This is a genomic window from Silvanigrella paludirubra, assembly GCF_009208775.1.
Lineage (GTDB): Bacteria > Bdellovibrionota_B > Oligoflexia > Silvanigrellales > Silvanigrellaceae > Silvanigrella > Silvanigrella paludirubra.
Genome location: NZ_WFLM01000003.1, coordinates 155,043 through 172,212, shown reverse-complemented (window position 1 = coordinate 172,212; position 17,170 = coordinate 155,043). Strand labels below are relative to the sequence as shown.

The window sequence follows — 17,170 nt, the reverse complement described above, 5'->3', positions numbered from 1 at the left end:
ATTGAAAAAAGATTTTTCTTTTAAAATTTTTATTATCTATATTTTAATTTTTTTAGTTTCTTCATTTTTAAGTATCTATTTTGGTTCTACAGACATAAATATTTTTAGTTCAAATTTAATTCAAACTAACAATGATTTATACCTAAAAATTTTAGAATTGAGAATGAATGGTTTAATACAAGCAGCAATTATAGGCGCTATTTTAGCTTTGTGTGGATATATTTTACAAAAACTGTTAAGAAATCCATTAGCAGATCCTTTTATTTTAGGAATATCATCTGGTGGTTCGTGTTTTGCGTCTTTATTTTTCATTTTTAATTCTTTGCCTATAATTTCGAGTCTTCCTTTAACAATACTTTTTCCAATACAATCTATATTTGCATTTATTGGATGTATGTTTTCATTTATAATTTTAATTTTAGCTAGAAAAAATATAAAAAACTTAAATGATGATTATATTTTTCCTGTAATAGGAATTATTATTAATTCTTTTTTTTCATCTATATTAATGTTGATATTTTCTCTTGCAAAGCCTGAACAGTTATCTGAAATTCATAATTTTTTAATGGGGTCTTTACAGCCAATATCAATTTATCCTTTATTATTTATAGTTACGTTGTCAATATACCCAATATACTATATTCTAAAAAAATCAAAATTTTATGATTATATGTTATTTGGAGATGATTTTGCAAAATCTATGGGAATAAATCCTGTAAAATTAAGAAACAACTCAATTTTAATGATTTGTATTCTTATTTCATTAGCAGTATCAACATCTGGAATTATTGCTTTTATTGGTTTAATTATTCCACATATCATTCGAAAAATTCATAGATTTTCATCATATTTTGAAATAATTATTTGCATGATTTTAGGTGCTATTGTTCTAGTAAATGCAGATACTTTATCTAGGTCTTTATTTTCACCAGCTCAACTATCTGTTGGCATTTTTACAGCAATTTTAGGAGCTCCTATGCTCTCTTTTATTCTTTTAAATAGGCATAAAATATGACTCCTATTTTCTTAAAGTCTTTAGATCTTGCTTATGCTGTAAAAAGCGGTAAAATATTATTTCGAAACGTAAGTTTTGAGTTTACCGGTGGAGATATCATTTGTTTGCTTGGTAATAATGGTGCTGGTAAAAGTACTTTGTTGAAGGTTTGCGCAGGTTTATTGGAGCCAAGTTATGGTCAAGTCTCATTATTAAAATCTCAGGATGACTTATTAAAAAGTCATAAAAATAGGAAATCAATCTCTTGGTTACCACAGCAGCTTATTCGACCTGAAAATTTTAACGTTATTGAGTTTATATCTTTGAGCGATTTTTTAAATAGGAATACTAGTTATTTATCAAATGAGCTTTCTATTGACTATGATAACATTTTGAGAGATTTTGACTTAATGCACTTAAAAAATACAGAATTGGTTGATTTAAGTGGTGGTGAGTGGAAAAGAGTACAATTGGCCAGAATATGGGCTAGTAAAGCAAAAGTACTTTTTTTAGATGAGCCTGAAAGTGATTTAGACGCAAGACACAAGCACGATTTAATTTATAAATGTAAATTATACGCTCGTGAAAATCAATCAATCATTTTTATCACTTCACATGACCTATTTTTTGCTAGAGAGATTGCAAATAAAATATGTGCATTAAGTGACGGTTTATGGGTTTGGAATTCGGATTCTGATTTTTTTTGGAGGTCAAATATCGTACAAAAATTATATGGAATTCGAAATTCATTAGAATAAAAAATATTTTTATTCTCAAATCCAATTATTGAAAGGAATTATTAGTGAATGAAAATAATTTAAATAAAAAAAATGATATTATTGACGCTGAGTTTGTTAATGAAGATAGTACTCAAACAAATAATTCAAATTCTAATATCAATGAAAATCAAAGTAATAGTATAAAAAAAGTGAATGAATATCATTTTTCAGAGCAAGAATTTTATTCATCTGAAAATCAACAACAAAAATTTAAATCTTTCTATTATTCCTTTGGAAATAATTCTAATATCAAATTAAAAAAGCCATCAATTTTAAAAATTATATTGTTACTTCCCTTTATTATATTAGGATTTTTATTTCTATTAATAATTGGTTTAATCATGTTTGTCATTTTTTTGCCAAAAATTTTCAATATATTTAGAAAAAAAGGAATTTCTGGTTTAAAAATGGATTATAATTTAATTAGAGGCTTATTTGGTCAAATCAGAACAAAGTAAAAATGCTTTAATTTCACCTTTACTATTATGGGTGCCATGATGCCGGTAAATGCTCCAGAGTTTCCTCCAGAGTTTAAGTGGATAAATTCGGAATTTTCTTTAAGCTTAGAACACTTTAAAGGTCATCCTATTTTATTACACTTTTGGACTTTTTGTAGTGTAAACTGTCTAGAAGTATTAGCTGAATTAAAAAAATTAGAAGACGAATTTAGTAAAAAAGGATTAGTCGTAATTGGAGTTCAAAACGCTAAATTCTTTCATGAACAAGATTTTAATAATGTAAAAGAAGCCTGCCATAGATTAAATATAAATCACCCAGTTATTGTTGATGAAGACATGCAAATTTCAAAAAAGTTTGCTATACGAAATTGGCCTACTTTTGTGATAATTGATTGTGAAGGTAAAATATTTAATTCAGTTACTGGTGAAAATAAATATGATTTTTTAAAGGAACAAATTTCATCTTTAATTATAAATAAAAATTTACCACAAGTTCAATTAAGTAACTGGGGAACAATTGATGATAAATTTAATTTTAGATATCCTACAAAAGCAGTGGCAACAGAAATAAATTCAAATGTATTTTATTTTGTTTCGGATACATTTAATAATAGAATTGTTCAATTAAATTATGAAGGAAAATTTGTAACATCATTTGGTGAAGGAATTCTTTCATCACCTTTAGGATGTTGTATTTGGAAAGAAGAGCTCATCGTTTGTGATTCTGGACATCATCGTGTTATTGCCTTTGATTTAGAGGGCAAACCCCAAAGAAAATATAGAGTACTTGCTGGTAAAGGGGAAAAAGGTTTATTTGAAGCCCGCTCTGAATATGATGCAAAACTAGCTCCGTTAAATTGTCCAGCTGATGTTTGTGTGTGGGGAAATCATCTTGCTATTTCATGCTCTGGAAGCAATCAAATTGTTCAATATATAGTTAAAGACGATTCTGTTTCACATATTGCTGGGTCAGGTCGAGAAGATCTATTAGATGGACCCGCCTCGTTTGCTGCTTTGGCTGAGCCATCAGGAGTTTCTGCCGTTTCTGATACTGTCCTAGCTTTTACGGATAGTGAGACAAGTTCTATCAGACTTATTATTAAAAATTGGAATGAAACAGGAAAAACAATGATAGTTAGTCTTGTTGGTGGAGGTCTTTTTGATTTTGGTTTTTCAGATGGACTTGGTGCAGAAGCTAAAATGCAGCACCCATTAAGTTGTGCATGGAGTCCTACCTCACAAAATTTATATATACTTGATTCTTATAATAATGCGATGAGAATTTATTCTGTAGGCAAGGATTATTTAGGGACAGTTCCTTTATCTGAACGTTTAAATGAACCATCTGGTATTACTTGGTTCAACGGAAATTTAATTATAACGGATACAAACTCTCATCGTATCCTTATTATTCATGAAAATGATATATCACAAAAAGAAGATATAGATTCTTCAAATGTTACATTAGTAAAACAAATTTTTGAAGGACCATTTGCAAGAATAACAGACTACCCAAAAAATAATTTAAATGTAAATTTAGTTTAAAATGTTATTATATAAATGAAATTGTTATTTTAATATCTTATTATTATCTTGAATAATTTATAAAAAAAATATAAAATAATGAATGATTTTATTTCTTATTCCATGAATAAGTTTTTACTATCTTAGATAAAGGAACGGATTTATGTCTGCATATAAAAAAATATTAATATGTACTGATTTTTCAGAAGCGAGTATTAAGTCATTTCAAAAAGCAATTCCTCTTTCAAGTGCTTTTAATGCGGAAGTACATATCTGTCATGCCGTAAGTCCAGTTGCATCTATTCCTGTTCATGGATACTACTATCCTGTAAATATTGATCTTGAAAAAGAAGCCATTCAAGATGCTGAACAAAAAATGAATAAACTTGTTGCGGATCTTAATGTAGAAAAGCAAAATATTCATGTTTTTTTTGCTGATCCTAAAGAGGGTATTGTTGCTTTTGCTAAAGAATTAAATATTGATTTGGTTATAATTGCTGGCCATCACCATTCTTTTATTGGAATGCTAGGTTCTACAGCGAATTATATTGCGAATAAAATTCATAGCGATGTTTTAATATTAAATTAAATATTATTTAATATTTTGTAACGAATAAAGATAAGAGTCTAAAAAATCCCCATTTTTCAAAATATGTTTTTTTATTATTCCTTCTCTTTTCATCCCAAGCTTTTCCAATAGTCTAAAACTAAATATATTTTGAGTGGCACAATAAGCTAAAATTTTTTCTATTTTAAAATTTTTATTTGTAAATGATATTAACGTATTTGCAGCTTCATAAGCGTATCCTTTGCCCCACCAATTTTCTCCTAATACAAATCCTAGTTCATATTGATTTGGTAATTTAGGATTTTTAGGAAGGAGTCCAATAGTTCCAATTATTTTCTCAGATTCAGTTTCACTTTCATTTAACAAAATTGCTAAATTACTTGTAGGAAAATATTTATATAATGATATAATTCTATTTAAATAATCAATTGTTTCTTCTGTATTTTTGTGATAATCCCAATTTAGAAATTTTGTAACATTTAAATTTTTTGAATATTCAAATATTTGTAAATAATCTTCAATTTTTAAAGATCTTAATGTAATTCTTTTTGATTGAATTGTAACTAAACTATTCATAATAAAATCCTTAATATTTTCTTTATTCTTTATTTATTATAAATAAAAATTTTTTAAATGCCAAAAATATTTTTGACATTTTTAAATTTTAAAAAAAATTAAGATTAATGGGTAGCAATTTCAAAATTTTTAATTATTTAATTGACCGTGTGGCTAATTTAATATAATTTAATCTTTGAAAATCAAAAAATAAATATAATATTCAATAATAAAAAAGGAAATTTTATGAAAATAAAATTTATATATCTAATTTTATTTATAATTAATACATTTTGTTTTCAAAGTATTTTTGCTGAAACGACAGAAGTATTTTGTGCTACGAATGACAAAAAATGGGAATGGCTAAGATCAAATAATCAAATTGTTTCTGTGAATGGAGAGTGGGTATTATTCAGCAAGTCAATAACGAATAATAGATATTTAAGCCTAAGATATTTTAAAATAGATGCTGACTGGAGTTTTATAGAAAATTTGCAAAAAGAATGTATTAAAAAATTTGGTCCATCTTATATTTTTGCTCAAGTAGCTGATAGTATGTTTTCAGATTGGTTTCTTTTGGGTGTGTCAAATAATTCTGTAGCAAAAGGTGTATTTGAATTAAATAATAGGTGTGTATTTTGCTCAAGGAACCTAAAACCTTTTAGCATAATAAGAATTAATTTTTATGATTATTTTAATTTAGAAAAATATTTTAATGAGTTTTAAAATAGCTTAAATATAAAAATGGAAAAAGTATTAAATAAAATTTGCTTGAATATTTTAAAATTTTAAGTTATTTAAATTTTATTTAAGGATGTAAATATGAAATTTATTAAAATTTTAATTTATATTAATTTTGTTTTATGTTCCTCATTAATGGCTTATGCAGATACAGCAGATATTTATTGTGCTAATAAAAATAAAGAAACAAAATGGCTTTATTATAACAATGATATTTTAAAATTAAATGGTGAATGGCAAAATTTATCTAAAAAAATAAATTCTGAGTATAGGTTAATAGCAAGATATTTTAAATTAAATAATAAAAATTTAAATTTGAATGAAATACAGCAACTTTGTGTTCATAGTTTTGGCTCTGATTTTCAATATGTTCAAGCATCAAGCGGGATTTTTTCAACATGGTTACCTGTTGGTATTGATGATAGAAATGTACTGCAAGGTTTTTTAAGCTTAAGTTATTACTGTATAAGATGTTTAAAAATAAAAACTTTTCATAAGAGTGTGAATGAACTTTCTCAAAAAAATAACAATATTTTTGAGTTTATTTATTAATATTTATAAATTGGTATAGTTATGAATCAAAAAAAATTAAAAATATTATTATATTTAACTTTAGTAAATATATTTTATTTTAATAATTTGTATGCCACTAAAGTAGATGTATTTTGTTCAACCCTTTCTATGAAATGGGAGTGGCTTAAAATTGATGATAAAATATATAGTGTTGAAGGAAAGTGGGAAAAATTTTTAAAAAAAATAGATTCAAATTATTTTTACGAAATTGACTATTTTAAAATTAATGGTGGTATTCATAAAATAAGAGAAATTGAAAGTTTATGTATTAAAAATTTTGGAAATTCTTATATACTTGCACAACCAGCTACAGGTTTTTTTTCTAATTGGACAGTTTTTGGAGAAAATTCAGAATTTCTTTCAACAGGATTTACAGATACTATAGTTTCATGTCCTAAGTGTTATCAAAAAAGAGCGAATTTTTCGGTCAGAATATTTATAAATTCTTATTAATAAATAATTAATATCTTTTTGGAAACGCATTTAAAGCTTGTCTTTCGTTTTCTTTTTTTAGAACAAATGTTGATCTAAGCTTCCAGCTTTCTGCAGCACGTTCAATTCTTCTATTTGTTTCTTTTAATGCTTCTTTTAATAATAAAATTTCTTCTTGTAAGTTTTTAATTTCATTTTTTAAATTTTCTTCTAAAACAGAATTATTTTTATTATTATTAACTCCAATAGGAATATTTCTTTCTTTATAAATATAATTCAATATAAATGAAGAAGGTTTAAATACATTTTCCTCATTATTATTTAGAATAAATATACCTAAAGATACCATTTTGTTTTTCCAATTATCAAAATGGTTTAAGTCTGAAATAAGTCCAGCTTGTAAAACTTCTTCCCCATTTATGGTTACAGATAAATCTTGTTCCTGAGTAAAAGCTATTTGATTGAATAAAGATAATAGAAAAAGGGCGTGTTTTCCTGGTTTATCCAGTTTTTTTCTTCTTAAAGACTGTTCTAAATTTTTTTGATTTTTAAATATTTGAGCCATATATGCAATAAACCTCGCAACTTATTTATTCTAAGTTTCTATCGGCTAAAGTATTTAATATTTAAAGATATTTATTAATTTTTTTATTTTATACAAAATAATATGATCAAAACAAAAAAAGCTTCCTAAATAATTAGGAAGCTCTTTAAAATGGGGTGACTGAGGGGATTCGAACCCCCGCATGATGGAATCACAATCCATTGTCTTAACCGCTTGACTACAGTCACCATCTCAAGCCTGAAAGCAATACTTTACAAATATATGAGTGTCAAGCACAGAGTAACAAACTCTTTAGTTTACGGGATCTTCATGTTATTATGACAGAATTTCACCTGTCGCAAATACGATTAGAGGGAAGGATAACAATGGAGCAGTTAAAGATTGAGAAAATGAGGCAGTTTTATGACCTTTTCCCTTATCCTAACCGCCCTATTTTTGTTTCTCCTAAATTAGACGCTCAGTTAACAGCTCATGGTGGTTTTCTGATGATGTTGTCTAAGGGAAGGACAATTCTTGCTGAAAAAATTTGGTTTTTAAGCTCCAAGTATAAACATTCAAATATAAAAATATCAAAAGAAGAATTCCTGCCTGTTTATAATGAAATGATAGAGATTTTTCCAAATACAAAAAGAATATTATTAGTAGGTTGTGGAACCGATGAGCCTCTTCTTTTTAGAAAATTACATCCAGAAAACGAAATAATTGCTATGGATCTTAGCAGAAAAGCAATCCAAAAAGCAAAAAAAAAGCTCGCCTTTCATACTATTTTAAATGTTTTTTGGAATCAAAAAACATTTAAAAAAATCGAGTTTCTTTTAGGAAATGCAGAAATGATTTTAAAGGAAAAAGCAATTGGAAAATTTGATTATATTCAATGCTTTGGAGTGTTACATCATCAACCAGACCCTACAGGCATCCTTCTGGCAATTTCACAAAAATTAAATGAAAATGGTGTTTTAAGACTTATGATCTATAGTTTTCATGGACGAAAATTAGAACGTCGTATTCAAAATCGTTATAGTGGGACATGGGATTCTTTTTTACAGAAAAAAGGATTTAAATTTCATATTGTTATTAAATATTTTCAATTAAGAGTATGGCAATTTTTTAATTTTATAGGTTTTTTTAGATCTACCTTCGAAAGATTTCGTTATTTAGGGCCAGGTTCAGCTTCTGTTGCCGATGCTCTTATGCATCCTTCGGATCCTGGATTTTCTTTATCCTACTTTCAAGAACAAGCTCAACAATTCGGTTTAGAGCTTGTTTACTGTGAAGGAAAATTAGAAAATGAAGGCTATGTGAATGGGTTTGAAAACCCGTTTTTAGTCTGGAATAAAATTATAGAAGCAGATAAGAAACAGGAGTTGTTAACAAACCCTATTCTTATTTTTCGTAAGGCGAACAAAGTTGAACAGCAAATTTAAAATCACCCATTTATTTTTAAATTCAAACCCATGGTTTTCTGCGGTCTCCGATTATAGTTTACAAATTGCGCTTTATGTAAAAACGAATCATAATATTCTTTACTGTGCTGAAGTAGGAAGTACAGCTATGAAGGATAAATGCAACCAATATGATATTCCTTTCGTTCATTCACCAATTCACAATCAAACATTCATAAATTTTTTTAAAAGTCTTTTTTTGTTAATAAAAATTTTATCAAATCATAAACAAGATTTAAAATATATTTGGGTTTTTGAAGGTCGTGAGCATACACTATGTTGTATAACTAAAATTCTTTTTCCCTTTTTTTGGAGAGACAAAAAGTTAATTCGGGTTAGAGGTCAAGCTCAAAATATCAAATCAAATTTTATATCAAAATATATTTATAATAAAATCACAGATAAAATTATTTTTGCTGCTGAATGTGTTAAAAAAAGAGTACAATTTAATTTAAAAAACGATAAATTTATAGTTCATTATTATGGAAAATCGCTTTTTCCTGTAAATGATAACAACTCTTCTTTCTTAATTCATCCGTCATTACCAACAATAGATGCAAAAAAATTAGTTTTTACTGTCATTGGAAGGTTTGATCCCGTTAAAGGACATGACTATTTAACGGAAGCTTATTTAAAAGCAAAATTTAAAGATTTAAAAGGTAATTTCATAAAGACCCAAATGGTATATATTGGATATAATGCTAATGTAAATCCTAAAGATATTTATTCAAAATATTTAAATATTTTTGGAGAAGGTAAATATATAGATTCTAAATATTATCTAGAGAATAAAAATGAAAATAAAGAACTTTTTATAATTGAAGAAAAAATAGCTAATATTCAAAATTTATTAAGCATAACAGCATTCGGAGTAATTCCGAGTCTTGATAGTGAAGTTATTTGCCGCGTAGGCGTAGAATTTTTACAAAGTGGCGTTCCTGTTTTAAGTTCAAATGCGGGCGCGCTACCAGAAGTTTTTTCTGATTTCCCAGAATTTATTTTTAATGCAGGAGATATAAATAGTTTAACGAATAAGCTTGAAAATTCTTTAAGTTTATTTTTAGATAATGAAAAATATAGTAATTTAAAAGAAAAGTCTAAAAATATTGGTGTAGAAAAATTTTCATCCCATAATTATAAAAATATGATTGATTTTATAGATAAAAAATAAAATATTTATTCTTGCATAGCAATAGAGCTTTTAGTATTTTCTGGATTTGGATTTGCAATAAATTTAAAATTTGAGCTTGCAAAATATTCAAGAGATTTATTTGCGTTCATATCATATATTTTTAAAGGTTCGCTAGGATTCATATATACAATAAAACCTTCTGGTTTTAGTATAAATTTCTTGATTTCAGATTTATTGTATGGTGTCAATATTTCATTTTCTGTCTTTTGAATATTAGAAATAAATTCTTTTTTAACGGATTTTACAGATTTTTTACTTTCTTTCGCTATAAAATTGAAAATTTGATTGAATACATTTTTTCCAAATAATGAGCAGTTAGAGTCTACTAATTTCATTTCTTTGAATGAATGTTCATAAATAACATTGCTGTTACAAGAGAAGTTAAAAACATTTTTTATATTTGAACTATAATTAAAATAATTATACCATTTTTCATTTTTATCCTTTAAATTTTAAGTATAACTTAAAATTTAAAAAAACGTCATTTTTTTGTTTCCAAATAATTTTGTAATATAAATATTATTAAATATTTTATTAATAGGAAAATGAATATCATTAAATTGAATCTTTAATTCTTTGATTGGAAATAACTTTAATACATTATAAAGTTGTTTTTCTAACTCTGCTAAATGCTCAGTTTCATTATCATGTAATTCTTCTTCTGTTTTGTTTACGAAATCATTCATACGTGCAGCTATTTTTAGAAGATTTTCTTCATGATTATAAAAATTAGTTGCTTCTATTTTTGCGTTAATAAATGAGATTTTATTGTTTGACAAATCTATGCTAGAATTAAATATGTCTTTTTTCTCATTATATTCGCCATAAGAACTCAATTCATAATCTTCTACAAAATATTTAAATGTATGAATTAATGAATTTAATTCTTTATTAATTTTATTTTTCTATGATTTTGTTATAATCAGAATTTTTAAGTTTTTTTAATTCGTAATGTAATGGAATTAATTTGTTATTTATTTTTTTAATATTTTTATAAGAAATTTTATTTATATTAATTACAAATTAATTATTCAATTTATTTGAATAAGTTTTTTAATTATTAGATTCAATATGAACAGGATATAAATTTTTCTCAACTAAATATAAATCTTTTAAAATTAAACTATCATGAGAAACTTTTGTTTTTAATAATTCATAGTTTGATGAAAATTCTATAAATTCAATATTTTTAGGAATTAATATACCGTTTTTTTCTTCAAGATGAGTAGCAATAATTTTTTTAATATTTGTGATTCTTGATTTTTATTTATCGTGTAATTTTACATTATTTAACTCAATTTTTAATGGAATATTAGAGTTTTTTCTCTTTTAAAAGAAAGTGTTTTTCCATGATTTAGGTTTATTTTATTGGAGTATTTTTCATAGAAATAGTTTACGTCAGAGAAAATAAAATCTTTATTTAAGTGTAAAATTTCATTTTCACTTGAAAAGCTAGAGAAATTATGTTCAATTTTTTTATCATTGCACTCATGACACTCCAAATTTGGAGGTGCTGTCTTGCTTTCTGCATAAACTGAGTTTGTAATAGATCAATTTATACCTAGTATAATTAATGTTGTGCTTAGTAATTTAAATTACATATCATACCCTAAAAATTATTGGATGAATTCTAAAAAAATGAAATATATTTGTATTTTTATAAATGTAAAGAAATTTAGTATATATTTTATAATAATATTTAAAATACAATAAATATAATAAATAGAATTATAAATTATAAAAAAATGTGTATTTAATTTATTTTTGATTATTAATTATATAAAATTAGTAATCAATTTTTTGACTCATGATATTTTATATTAAATTTTTTTAAGATAAATTACAGACTCCATTCACAACAACATAAAGGAGTTTCTATGCTTAAAAAAGCATTGTTATTAAGTTCCGTTGCTGTTTCTTTATTTGCAAGTATGAGCGCTTTTTCTTTAGATAGACTTATGCCTAATCAATATATTACATCAGGTCAAAGACTTGATTCCGCTAGAGGTTGTTTTCATTTAGATATGCAGAGTGATGGTAATCTTGTTATTTATAGAAGTTCAAATGGTCAAGCTATTTGGTCATCAAAAACACAAAATACAGGTACCTATTTTGCTGTTATGCAAGCCGATGGTAATTTTGTAACATATAATTATGCTGGTAAACCAACTTGGAATTCACGCACCAATAATCATGAAGGCTCTTGGGTAGTTCTTCAAGATGATGGAAATTTAGTGGTCTATGCTTATAATTCCTTACGTCCATTATGGTCTTCTGGTACTGTGACACACTGCTAATAAAAGAGCGGTTTTATACCGCTCTTTTTTTTATAAAAAATTTCACATTATTTAAAAATTTATTAATTTAAAAAAGTTCTATTTGCTTATCTATATTATAGATTGAAAATTATAATAAAAAAAACTATACTAAATTTTGATTAAATTCCTTTTAATAAGGCTAAATTTATGAAATTTAAATTTTCAGTTTCATTATTTTGTATATTTTTTACACAATTTTCCTTTTCAAATAATCGTCCTTTAAAATTTTGTTACGAAGATCAAGACTCATATCCTTGGGTTTTGAAAGATGGAACTGGCCTTAATATAAATTTAATAAAAATACTTGCTCTTAAATTAAATACAGAAATTATTTTAACCCCTGTTCCTTGGAAACGCTGTTTAGAAGACTTAAAAAAAGGAGATGTATTTGATGGCGCATTTGCTGCTAGTTATAAAGAAGACAGATTAGAATTTGGAAGATACCCAACTCTAAATGGTTTAAAAGAGGGAAAACCAAATGAAAATAAACGACTTCATAGAAATGAATATTCATTGTATGTTTTAAAAGATGAAAAAACCATTCGATGGGATGGAAATATTATTTATGGTGTGGACGTCATAGGATCTTTACCAGGTTACTCCATAAATGATTTTCTAAAAAAATTGAATATTCGGGTCGATGATGGGACCCGAATGCCTTTAGGTGTATTTGAAAAATTGATAAGTAAAAGATACCGCGCTATAGCTATGCAAGATTATAGAGCCGATTATGTTCTTAAACAAAAATCAGAACTTAATAATCAAATTAAAAAAATATTACCTCCTTTAGAAAAAAAGTCCTATTATTTAATGTTATCTGCAAAAATGTTTGAAAAAGAAAAAGATTATTCAAATTTAATTTGGGATAAAATAGAAGAAATCAGAAATTCAAAAGAGTATAAAAATATGTTTGAAGAATTTTTTAAAAGTAAAAATTAAATTATTCTAATTCCTGTTTCTTTATTGAAAAAATGAAATTCATTTTCTGGAATTTTAATAAATATTTTTTTATTTTCAGCAATAATAGCAGATGGTGATTTAATGATTATTTCATTATCTGTATTTTCAATTTTTCCATAGATAAAATTTTCATGTCCAATACTTTCAAACATGTTAACGATAAATGGTATGTACGAAGAATCATTTTTTAAATTGTTGTCTTCAGATATTTGAATTTTTTCTGGGCGAAATCCTAAAATTAAATTGGAATTTAAGTTATTCATTTTTAAATATTTAATTGCGATATCACCAGGTAAAAAATTCATAGGCGGATTTCCAATAAATCCACCTACAAAAACGGAGGCTGGTTTGTGATATAATTCAAGAGGTGTTCCAATTTGTTCTATTTTACCTTTGTTTAGTAATACAATTCTGTCAGCTAATGTCATTGCTTCAATTTGGTCATGAGTAACATAAATACTTGTTGTTTTAACTTTTCTGTGAATATTTTTTATTTCAAATCGCATTTGGGTTCTTAGCTTTGCATCTAAGTTACTTAATGGTTCATCAAATAAAAATACATTTGGTTCCCTGACAATTGCTCTTCCCATTGCAACCCGTTGACGCTGTCCACCACTTAGCTGATTTGGTTTTCTATTTAATAAATCTTTTAGTTGTAACATATCAGCAGCAATATTTACTTTTTTTTCTATTTCATTTTTTGGTACTTTATGCAATTTTAAACCATAAGCAATATTTTTATAAACGGTCATATGTGGGTATAAAGCATAATTTTGAAAAACCATTGCAATTTTTCTATCTTTAGGTTCTAAATTACAAACATTTTGATTTGCAATTAATATTTCACCTTCTGTAACCGTTTCGAGTCCTGCAACCATTCGTAGCATAGTTGATTTACCGCATCCGCTTGGACCTAATACAACAATAAATTCACCATCATTTATTTCTAAATTGATATTATGTAATATATGATGATTTTGATATGATTTTTTTAGATTTTTTAAAACCACTTTTGCCATTTTTTTTACCTTTTTATAATTATTTTTCAGAATCAATCAGTCCTTTTACAAACCATTTTTGCATTAAAATAACAACACAAATAGGAGGAATCATAGCTATAATTGCGACACCCATTACTAAATGCCAAGGAGTTGTTCCGTCATGAGAAATCATTTGGGTTAATGCAATTATTATTGTGTTCATGCTTTGTTTTGTTGTGATTAATAAAGGCCATAAATATTGATTCCAGCCATATATAAATAAAATTACAAATAACGCGGCAATAATTGTTTTTGAAAGTGGAAGTACCGTATCCCAAAAAAAACGTATGGGCCCTGCCCCATCTATTCTTGCTGCTTCACATAATTCATTCGGTATAGACATAAAAAACTGTCTAAATAAAAAAGTAGCTGTAGCAGAGGCAATTAAAGGGACAGATAAACCTTGAAAACTATCTAATAAATTTAAGTTTGATGCCATTTGAAAAGTAGGCACAATTCGAACTTCAATTGGTAACATTAACGTTAAAAAAATTACAGCAAAGGCAAACTTTTGAAAAGGAAATTTAAAATAAACAATGGCATAAGCAGAAATGATCGATATTGCTGTTTTTCCAAATGTTATTAATAATGTAACAATTAAACTGTTTAATAATAATCTCCAAATAGAAATACCTGGTAATATTTTTTTATCTGGAGATAAAATTTCTAAATAATTATTTACAAAATCACTTCCAGGAATAATACCCGATTTTCCGTGTAAAATACTTTCTATATTTTGTGTTGAAGCAATAAATCCAAAGTAGATCGGAAAAGCAACAACAATAACTCCAATAATTAAAATGATATGAGGAATTATATTTGATGTTTTTAAATTTTCATTCATTTAATAGTGCACCTTTTTTTCAACAAATCGAAAATGTAAAATGGTAATTAAAGAAACAAAAATCATAAGAATAACAGATTGAGCTGCAGAGCCACCTAAATTTAAATTTACGATTCCATCGACGTAAACTTTATAAACAAGGTTGGTAGTGGAATAACCAGGGCCACCTTGAGTAGTTGTGAAAATAATTCCAAATGTATCGAAAAAAGTATATATTAAATTCATAATAAATAAGAAAAAAGTAGTAGGAGAAATTAATGGAATTATGATGTCTATAAATCTGCGTATAGGTGTTGCTCCATCTATAGAAGCAGCCTCTAAAAGAGATTTAGGTATAGATTGTAAACTGGCTAAGTAAAATAAAAAATTATAACTAATTTGTTTCCAACTTGCGGATAAAATAATTAATATTAAAGCATGATTTCCATTCAAGCTAGGATCCCAGTTAAATCCTAAAATATTTAGTATATTTGCAATATATCCTATAGAAGGACTAAATAAAAAATACCACAAGACACCTGCAATTGCAGGCGCAACAGCATAAGGACAAATGATTAACGTTTGGTAAATGTATTTCCCCGCTTTTATTTTATTGACAAGCCCTGCTAATATTAATGCAGAAATTAAACAAATTAAAGTAACACTAATGCTAAATATTAGTGTAATAAAAATTGAATTTAAATAGTTTGAGTCGTGAAAAATTTCTTTATAATTTTCAAACCAAACAAATTCTGTTTTTAGTCCAAAGGCATCTTCTTTTAAAAAGGATTGCCATACCGCTAAAAGTGCAGGCCAAAAAAAGAATATGCCAGAGATTAAAAGTTGAGGTGCAAGAAATAAATAAGGTAATAATTTTGAATTAAATCCGGATCGTTTTTCCACTTATTCACCCGATTTTTTAATGATTGCATTTCCCTTTTCAACTGCGTCATCTAAAGCAACTTTGGCAGTCATTTTATCTGATAGCATAGATTCAAAATTTGCTTCAATAATATTTCGAATATTTGGTAAGCCTACTATTCTTAATCCTTTAGAATTATTTGTTGGAGATTTATTATTTAATTCAGAAATGGCTACTTCATATCCTGAATTTTCTTTATAAAAACCACTTTGTTTTGTAAAATTATATGAGGCATTTGTTACGGGTAAATAACCACTAGATTGATGCCATTTTGCCATAACTTCGGGTTTGCTTAAATAAGATATAAATATGGCTGCTGCTTTTTGTTTTTCTTTTGAAATACCATTAAATACCCAAAGACTCGCGCCACCAATAATTGTATTTTGTGGAGCGCCATCTACGCTTTCATAATAAGGTAATTGAGCAACTCCAAAATTAACTTTAGCTTCTTTTACATCACCATATGAGCCTGTAGAATCTAAGTAAATTCCACACTTTTGAGTTGTAAATGCCATTTCTGCTTCTGTTGTTCTACCATAATAAGTAAAGTAACCTTCTTTATTTGCTTTTTGAATATTTTCCCAATGTTTAACTTGTAACTTTGAATTAAAAAGTAATTTTGGTTTTGTAGATTCCATACCATTATTATTTGAAGCATACGGAACATTGTGCCAAGCACTAAAATTTTCAAGTTGGATCCATGCGGGCCATGTTGTCGTAAATCCACATACAGCAGAGTTTGTTTTTTTAATTTTTTCAGCAAATTTAAAAAGTTCATTCCATGTTTTAGGAGGTGTGTTTTGATCAAGCCCCGCTTTTTTAAATATTGTTTTATTATAATACATTACTGGAGAAGAGCTGTTTAATGGAAAAGAGATTAAAGTGTCTCCTTGGCTATAATAACCTTTAACAGCAGGAATAATGTCGTTGGTGTTTAAAGTAACATTATTTTCGCTCATTAAAGTTGAAACGGGAATGATTGCTCCTTTTGCAGCCATCATGGTCGCTGTCCCAACTTCATATACTTGGATCATATCAGGTTGTTTTTTTGCTCGATATGCGGCAATACCAGCCATCATTGTTTCTTGATATGTTCCTTTTCGAACAGCATTCACGTGATACTCTTTTTGTGAGCTGTTAAAATCATTGACAATAACATTTAAATATTCTGCAGTAACTCCAGAAAAACCATGCCAAAATTGAATTTCTGTTTTAGGTAATGCCTCAGTTGTATATATTAAACCTATTACTGAACTTAAAGTAACTAAATTAATTATCTTCATT

20 protein-coding genes and 1 tRNA gene are annotated in these 17,170 nt (G+C 26.5%); 12 read left to right on the top strand and 9 right to left on the bottom strand.

Features of this window, described 5'->3' with window-relative positions; all coding sequences use genetic code 11:
• The first annotated feature begins 1 nt into the window (after nt 1).
• The 5 genes from GCL60_RS08320 to GCL60_RS08300 all read left to right on the top strand — a co-directional run bounded on the left by GCL60_RS08320 (nt 2) and on the right by GCL60_RS08300 (nt 4,344).
• On the top strand, nt 2-1,015 hold the full coding sequence (locus tag GCL60_RS08320; protein ID WP_161998140.1) for a FecCD family ABC transporter permease: 1,014 nt from the start codon (nt 2-4) through the stop codon (nt 1,013-1,015).
• Nucleotides 1,012-1,752 (top strand): ATP-binding cassette domain-containing protein, encoded by a 741-nt coding sequence (locus GCL60_RS08315; protein WP_153420140.1) that lies wholly within the window; start codon nt 1,012-1,014, stop codon nt 1,750-1,752. The genes GCL60_RS08320 and GCL60_RS08315 overlap by 4 nt, the downstream gene beginning before the upstream one ends.
• A 44-nt stretch (nt 1,753-1,796) precedes the next feature.
• Nucleotides 1,797-2,231, top strand: coding sequence for a hypothetical protein (locus GCL60_RS08310; protein WP_153420138.1), 435 nt, complete (start codon nt 1,797-1,799; stop codon nt 2,229-2,231).
• 39 nt (nt 2,232-2,270) lie between these two features.
• Nucleotides 2,271-3,776, top strand: a complete 1,506-nt coding sequence (locus GCL60_RS08305) for a redoxin domain-containing protein (RefSeq protein ID WP_161998139.1) — start codon at nt 2,271-2,273, stop codon at nt 3,774-3,776.
• A gap of 142 nt (nt 3,777-3,918) precedes the next feature.
• Complete coding sequence (locus GCL60_RS08300; RefSeq protein ID WP_153420134.1) at nt 3,919-4,344, top strand: universal stress protein; 426 nt, start codon at nt 3,919-3,921, stop codon at nt 4,342-4,344.
• 3 nt (nt 4,345-4,347) lie between these two features.
• Here GCL60_RS08300 and GCL60_RS08295 read toward each other — a convergent pair whose 3' ends face one another.
• Nucleotides 4,348-4,899 carry a GNAT family N-acetyltransferase gene (locus tag GCL60_RS08295; protein ID WP_153420132.1) on the bottom strand — a complete coding sequence of 184 codons (552 nt, stop codon included), beginning with the start codon at nt 4,897-4,899 and terminating at the stop codon, nt 4,348-4,350.
• Nucleotides 4,900-5,124: 225 nt separating this feature from the next.
• Between GCL60_RS08295 and GCL60_RS08290 the strand changes: the two genes are divergently transcribed.
• From GCL60_RS08290 to GCL60_RS08280, 3 genes are all read left to right on the top strand, one after another.
• Nucleotides 5,125-5,604, top strand: coding sequence for a hypothetical protein (locus GCL60_RS08290; RefSeq protein WP_153420130.1), 480 nt, complete (start codon nt 5,125-5,127; stop codon nt 5,602-5,604).
• A gap of 96 nt (nt 5,605-5,700) precedes the next feature.
• Nucleotides 5,701-6,171, top strand: a complete 471-nt coding sequence (locus tag GCL60_RS08285) for a hypothetical protein (RefSeq protein ID WP_153420128.1) — start codon at nt 5,701-5,703, stop codon at nt 6,169-6,171.
• Nucleotides 6,172-6,192: 21 nt separating this feature from the next.
• Nucleotides 6,193-6,645: a hypothetical protein gene (locus tag GCL60_RS08280; protein ID WP_153420126.1), complete on the top strand. Its 453-nt coding sequence runs from the start codon at nt 6,193-6,195 to the stop codon at nt 6,643-6,645.
• A 7-nt stretch (nt 6,646-6,652) separates the two neighbouring features.
• Here GCL60_RS08280 and GCL60_RS08275 read toward each other — a convergent pair whose 3' ends face one another.
• Complete coding sequence (locus tag GCL60_RS08275; protein WP_153420124.1) at nt 6,653-7,189, bottom strand: hypothetical protein; 537 nt, start codon at nt 7,187-7,189, stop codon at nt 6,653-6,655.
• Between the two features lie 151 nt (nt 7,190-7,340).
• Nucleotides 7,341-7,416, bottom strand: a tRNA-His gene (locus GCL60_RS08270).
• A gap of 138 nt (nt 7,417-7,554) precedes the next feature.
• Between GCL60_RS08270 and GCL60_RS08265 the strand changes: the two genes are divergently transcribed.
• On the top strand, nt 7,555-8,613 hold the full coding sequence (locus GCL60_RS08265; protein WP_161998138.1) for a methyltransferase domain-containing protein: 1,059 nt from the start codon (nt 7,555-7,557) through the stop codon (nt 8,611-8,613).
• Nucleotides 8,597-9,802 (top strand): glycosyltransferase, encoded by a 1,206-nt coding sequence (locus tag GCL60_RS08260; protein ID WP_153420120.1) that lies wholly within the window; start codon nt 8,597-8,599, stop codon nt 9,800-9,802. Before GCL60_RS08265 ends, GCL60_RS08260 begins: the two co-directional genes overlap by 17 nt.
• A gap of 5 nt (nt 9,803-9,807) precedes the next feature.
• Here the strand turns inward: GCL60_RS08260 and GCL60_RS08255 are convergent, their stop codons facing one another.
• Together GCL60_RS08255 and GCL60_RS08250 are read right to left on the bottom strand one after the other, a co-directional pair.
• Nucleotides 9,808-10,158: a hypothetical protein gene (locus tag GCL60_RS08255; RefSeq protein ID WP_153420118.1), complete on the bottom strand. Its 351-nt coding sequence runs from the start codon at nt 10,156-10,158 to the stop codon at nt 9,808-9,810.
• A 135-nt stretch (nt 10,159-10,293) separates the two neighbouring features.
• The gene (locus tag GCL60_RS08250; protein ID WP_153420117.1) at nt 10,294-10,659 is read right to left on the bottom strand and encodes a hypothetical protein; all 366 of its coding nucleotides are present in this window, start codon (nt 10,657-10,659) and stop codon (nt 10,294-10,296) included.
• A 1,041-nt stretch (nt 10,660-11,700) separates the two neighbouring features.
• Here GCL60_RS08250 and GCL60_RS08245 point away from each other — a divergent pair.
• Nucleotides 11,701-12,120, top strand: a complete 420-nt coding sequence (locus GCL60_RS08245) for a lectin (RefSeq protein WP_153420115.1) — start codon at nt 11,701-11,703, stop codon at nt 12,118-12,120.
• Nucleotides 12,121-12,288: 168 nt separating this feature from the next.
• Nucleotides 12,289-13,080 carry a substrate-binding periplasmic protein gene (locus tag GCL60_RS08240; RefSeq protein WP_153420113.1) on the top strand — a complete coding sequence of 264 codons (792 nt, stop codon included), beginning with the start codon at nt 12,289-12,291 and terminating at the stop codon, nt 13,078-13,080.
• Here the strand turns inward: GCL60_RS08240 and GCL60_RS08235 are convergent.
• The 4 genes from GCL60_RS08235 to ugpB are packed head-to-tail and all read right to left on the bottom strand — an operon-like array spanning nt 13,077 to nt 17,169.
• Nucleotides 13,077-14,120, bottom strand: a complete 1,044-nt coding sequence (locus GCL60_RS08235; protein WP_153420111.1) for an ABC transporter ATP-binding protein — start codon at nt 14,118-14,120, stop codon at nt 13,077-13,079. The two genes, GCL60_RS08240 and GCL60_RS08235, sit on opposite strands and share 4 nt — an antisense overlap.
• Nucleotides 14,121-14,139: 19 nt before the next feature.
• Nucleotides 14,140-14,985: a sn-glycerol-3-phosphate ABC transporter permease UgpE gene (gene ugpE / locus GCL60_RS08230; RefSeq protein WP_153420109.1), complete on the bottom strand. Its 846-nt coding sequence runs from the start codon at nt 14,983-14,985 to the stop codon at nt 14,140-14,142.
• Nucleotides 14,986-15,867, bottom strand: coding sequence for a sn-glycerol-3-phosphate ABC transporter permease UgpA (gene ugpA / locus GCL60_RS08225; protein ID WP_153420107.1), 882 nt, complete (start codon nt 15,865-15,867; stop codon nt 14,986-14,988).
• Nucleotides 15,868-17,169, bottom strand: coding sequence for a sn-glycerol-3-phosphate ABC transporter substrate-binding protein UgpB (gene ugpB, locus GCL60_RS08220; RefSeq protein ID WP_153420106.1), 1,302 nt, complete (start codon nt 17,167-17,169; stop codon nt 15,868-15,870). It abuts the gene before it with no gap.
• Nucleotide 17,170 lies beyond the last annotated feature (1 nt).

Bases quoted from the DNA above. Each gene is read 5' to 3' on its own strand.
- GCL60_RS08240 (WP_153420113.1), top strand. From the start codon at position 12,289: ATGAAATTTAAATTTTCAGTTTCATTATTTTGTATATTTTTTACACAA.
- GCL60_RS08305 (WP_161998139.1), top strand. From the start codon at position 2,271: ATGCCGGTAAATGCTCCAGAGTTTCCTCCAGAGTTTAAGTGGATAAAT.
- GCL60_RS08295 (WP_153420132.1), bottom strand. From the start codon at position 4,899: ATGAATAGTTTAGTTACAATTCAATCAAAAAGAATTACATTAAGATCT.
- GCL60_RS08300 (WP_153420134.1), top strand. From the start codon at position 3,919: ATGTCTGCATATAAAAAAATATTAATATGTACTGATTTTTCAGAAGCG.
- GCL60_RS08235 (WP_153420111.1), bottom strand. From the start codon at position 14,120: ATGGCAAAAGTGGTTTTAAAAAATCTAAAAAAATCATATCAAAATCAT.
- GCL60_RS08245 (WP_153420115.1), top strand. From the start codon at position 11,701: ATGCTTAAAAAAGCATTGTTATTAAGTTCCGTTGCTGTTTCTTTATTT.
- GCL60_RS08290 (WP_153420130.1), top strand. From the start codon at position 5,125: ATGAAAATAAAATTTATATATCTAATTTTATTTATAATTAATACATTT.
- GCL60_RS08275 (WP_153420124.1), bottom strand. From the start codon at position 7,189: ATGGCTCAAATATTTAAAAATCAAAAAAATTTAGAACAGTCTTTAAGA.
- ugpB (WP_153420106.1), bottom strand. From the start codon at position 17,169: ATGAAGATAATTAATTTAGTTACTTTAAGTTCAGTAATAGGTTTAATA.
- GCL60_RS08265 (WP_161998138.1), top strand. From the start codon at position 7,555: ATGGAGCAGTTAAAGATTGAGAAAATGAGGCAGTTTTATGACCTTTTC.
- GCL60_RS08315 (WP_153420140.1), top strand. From the start codon at position 1,012: ATGACTCCTATTTTCTTAAAGTCTTTAGATCTTGCTTATGCTGTAAAA.
- ugpE (WP_153420109.1), bottom strand. From the start codon at position 14,985: ATGAATGAAAATTTAAAAACATCAAATATAATTCCTCATATCATTTTA.
- GCL60_RS08285 (WP_153420128.1), top strand. From the start codon at position 5,701: ATGAAATTTATTAAAATTTTAATTTATATTAATTTTGTTTTATGTTCC.
- GCL60_RS08280 (WP_153420126.1), top strand. From the start codon at position 6,193: ATGAATCAAAAAAAATTAAAAATATTATTATATTTAACTTTAGTAAAT.
- GCL60_RS08255 (WP_153420118.1), bottom strand. From the start codon at position 10,158: ATGAAATTAGTAGACTCTAACTGCTCATTATTTGGAAAAAATGTATTC.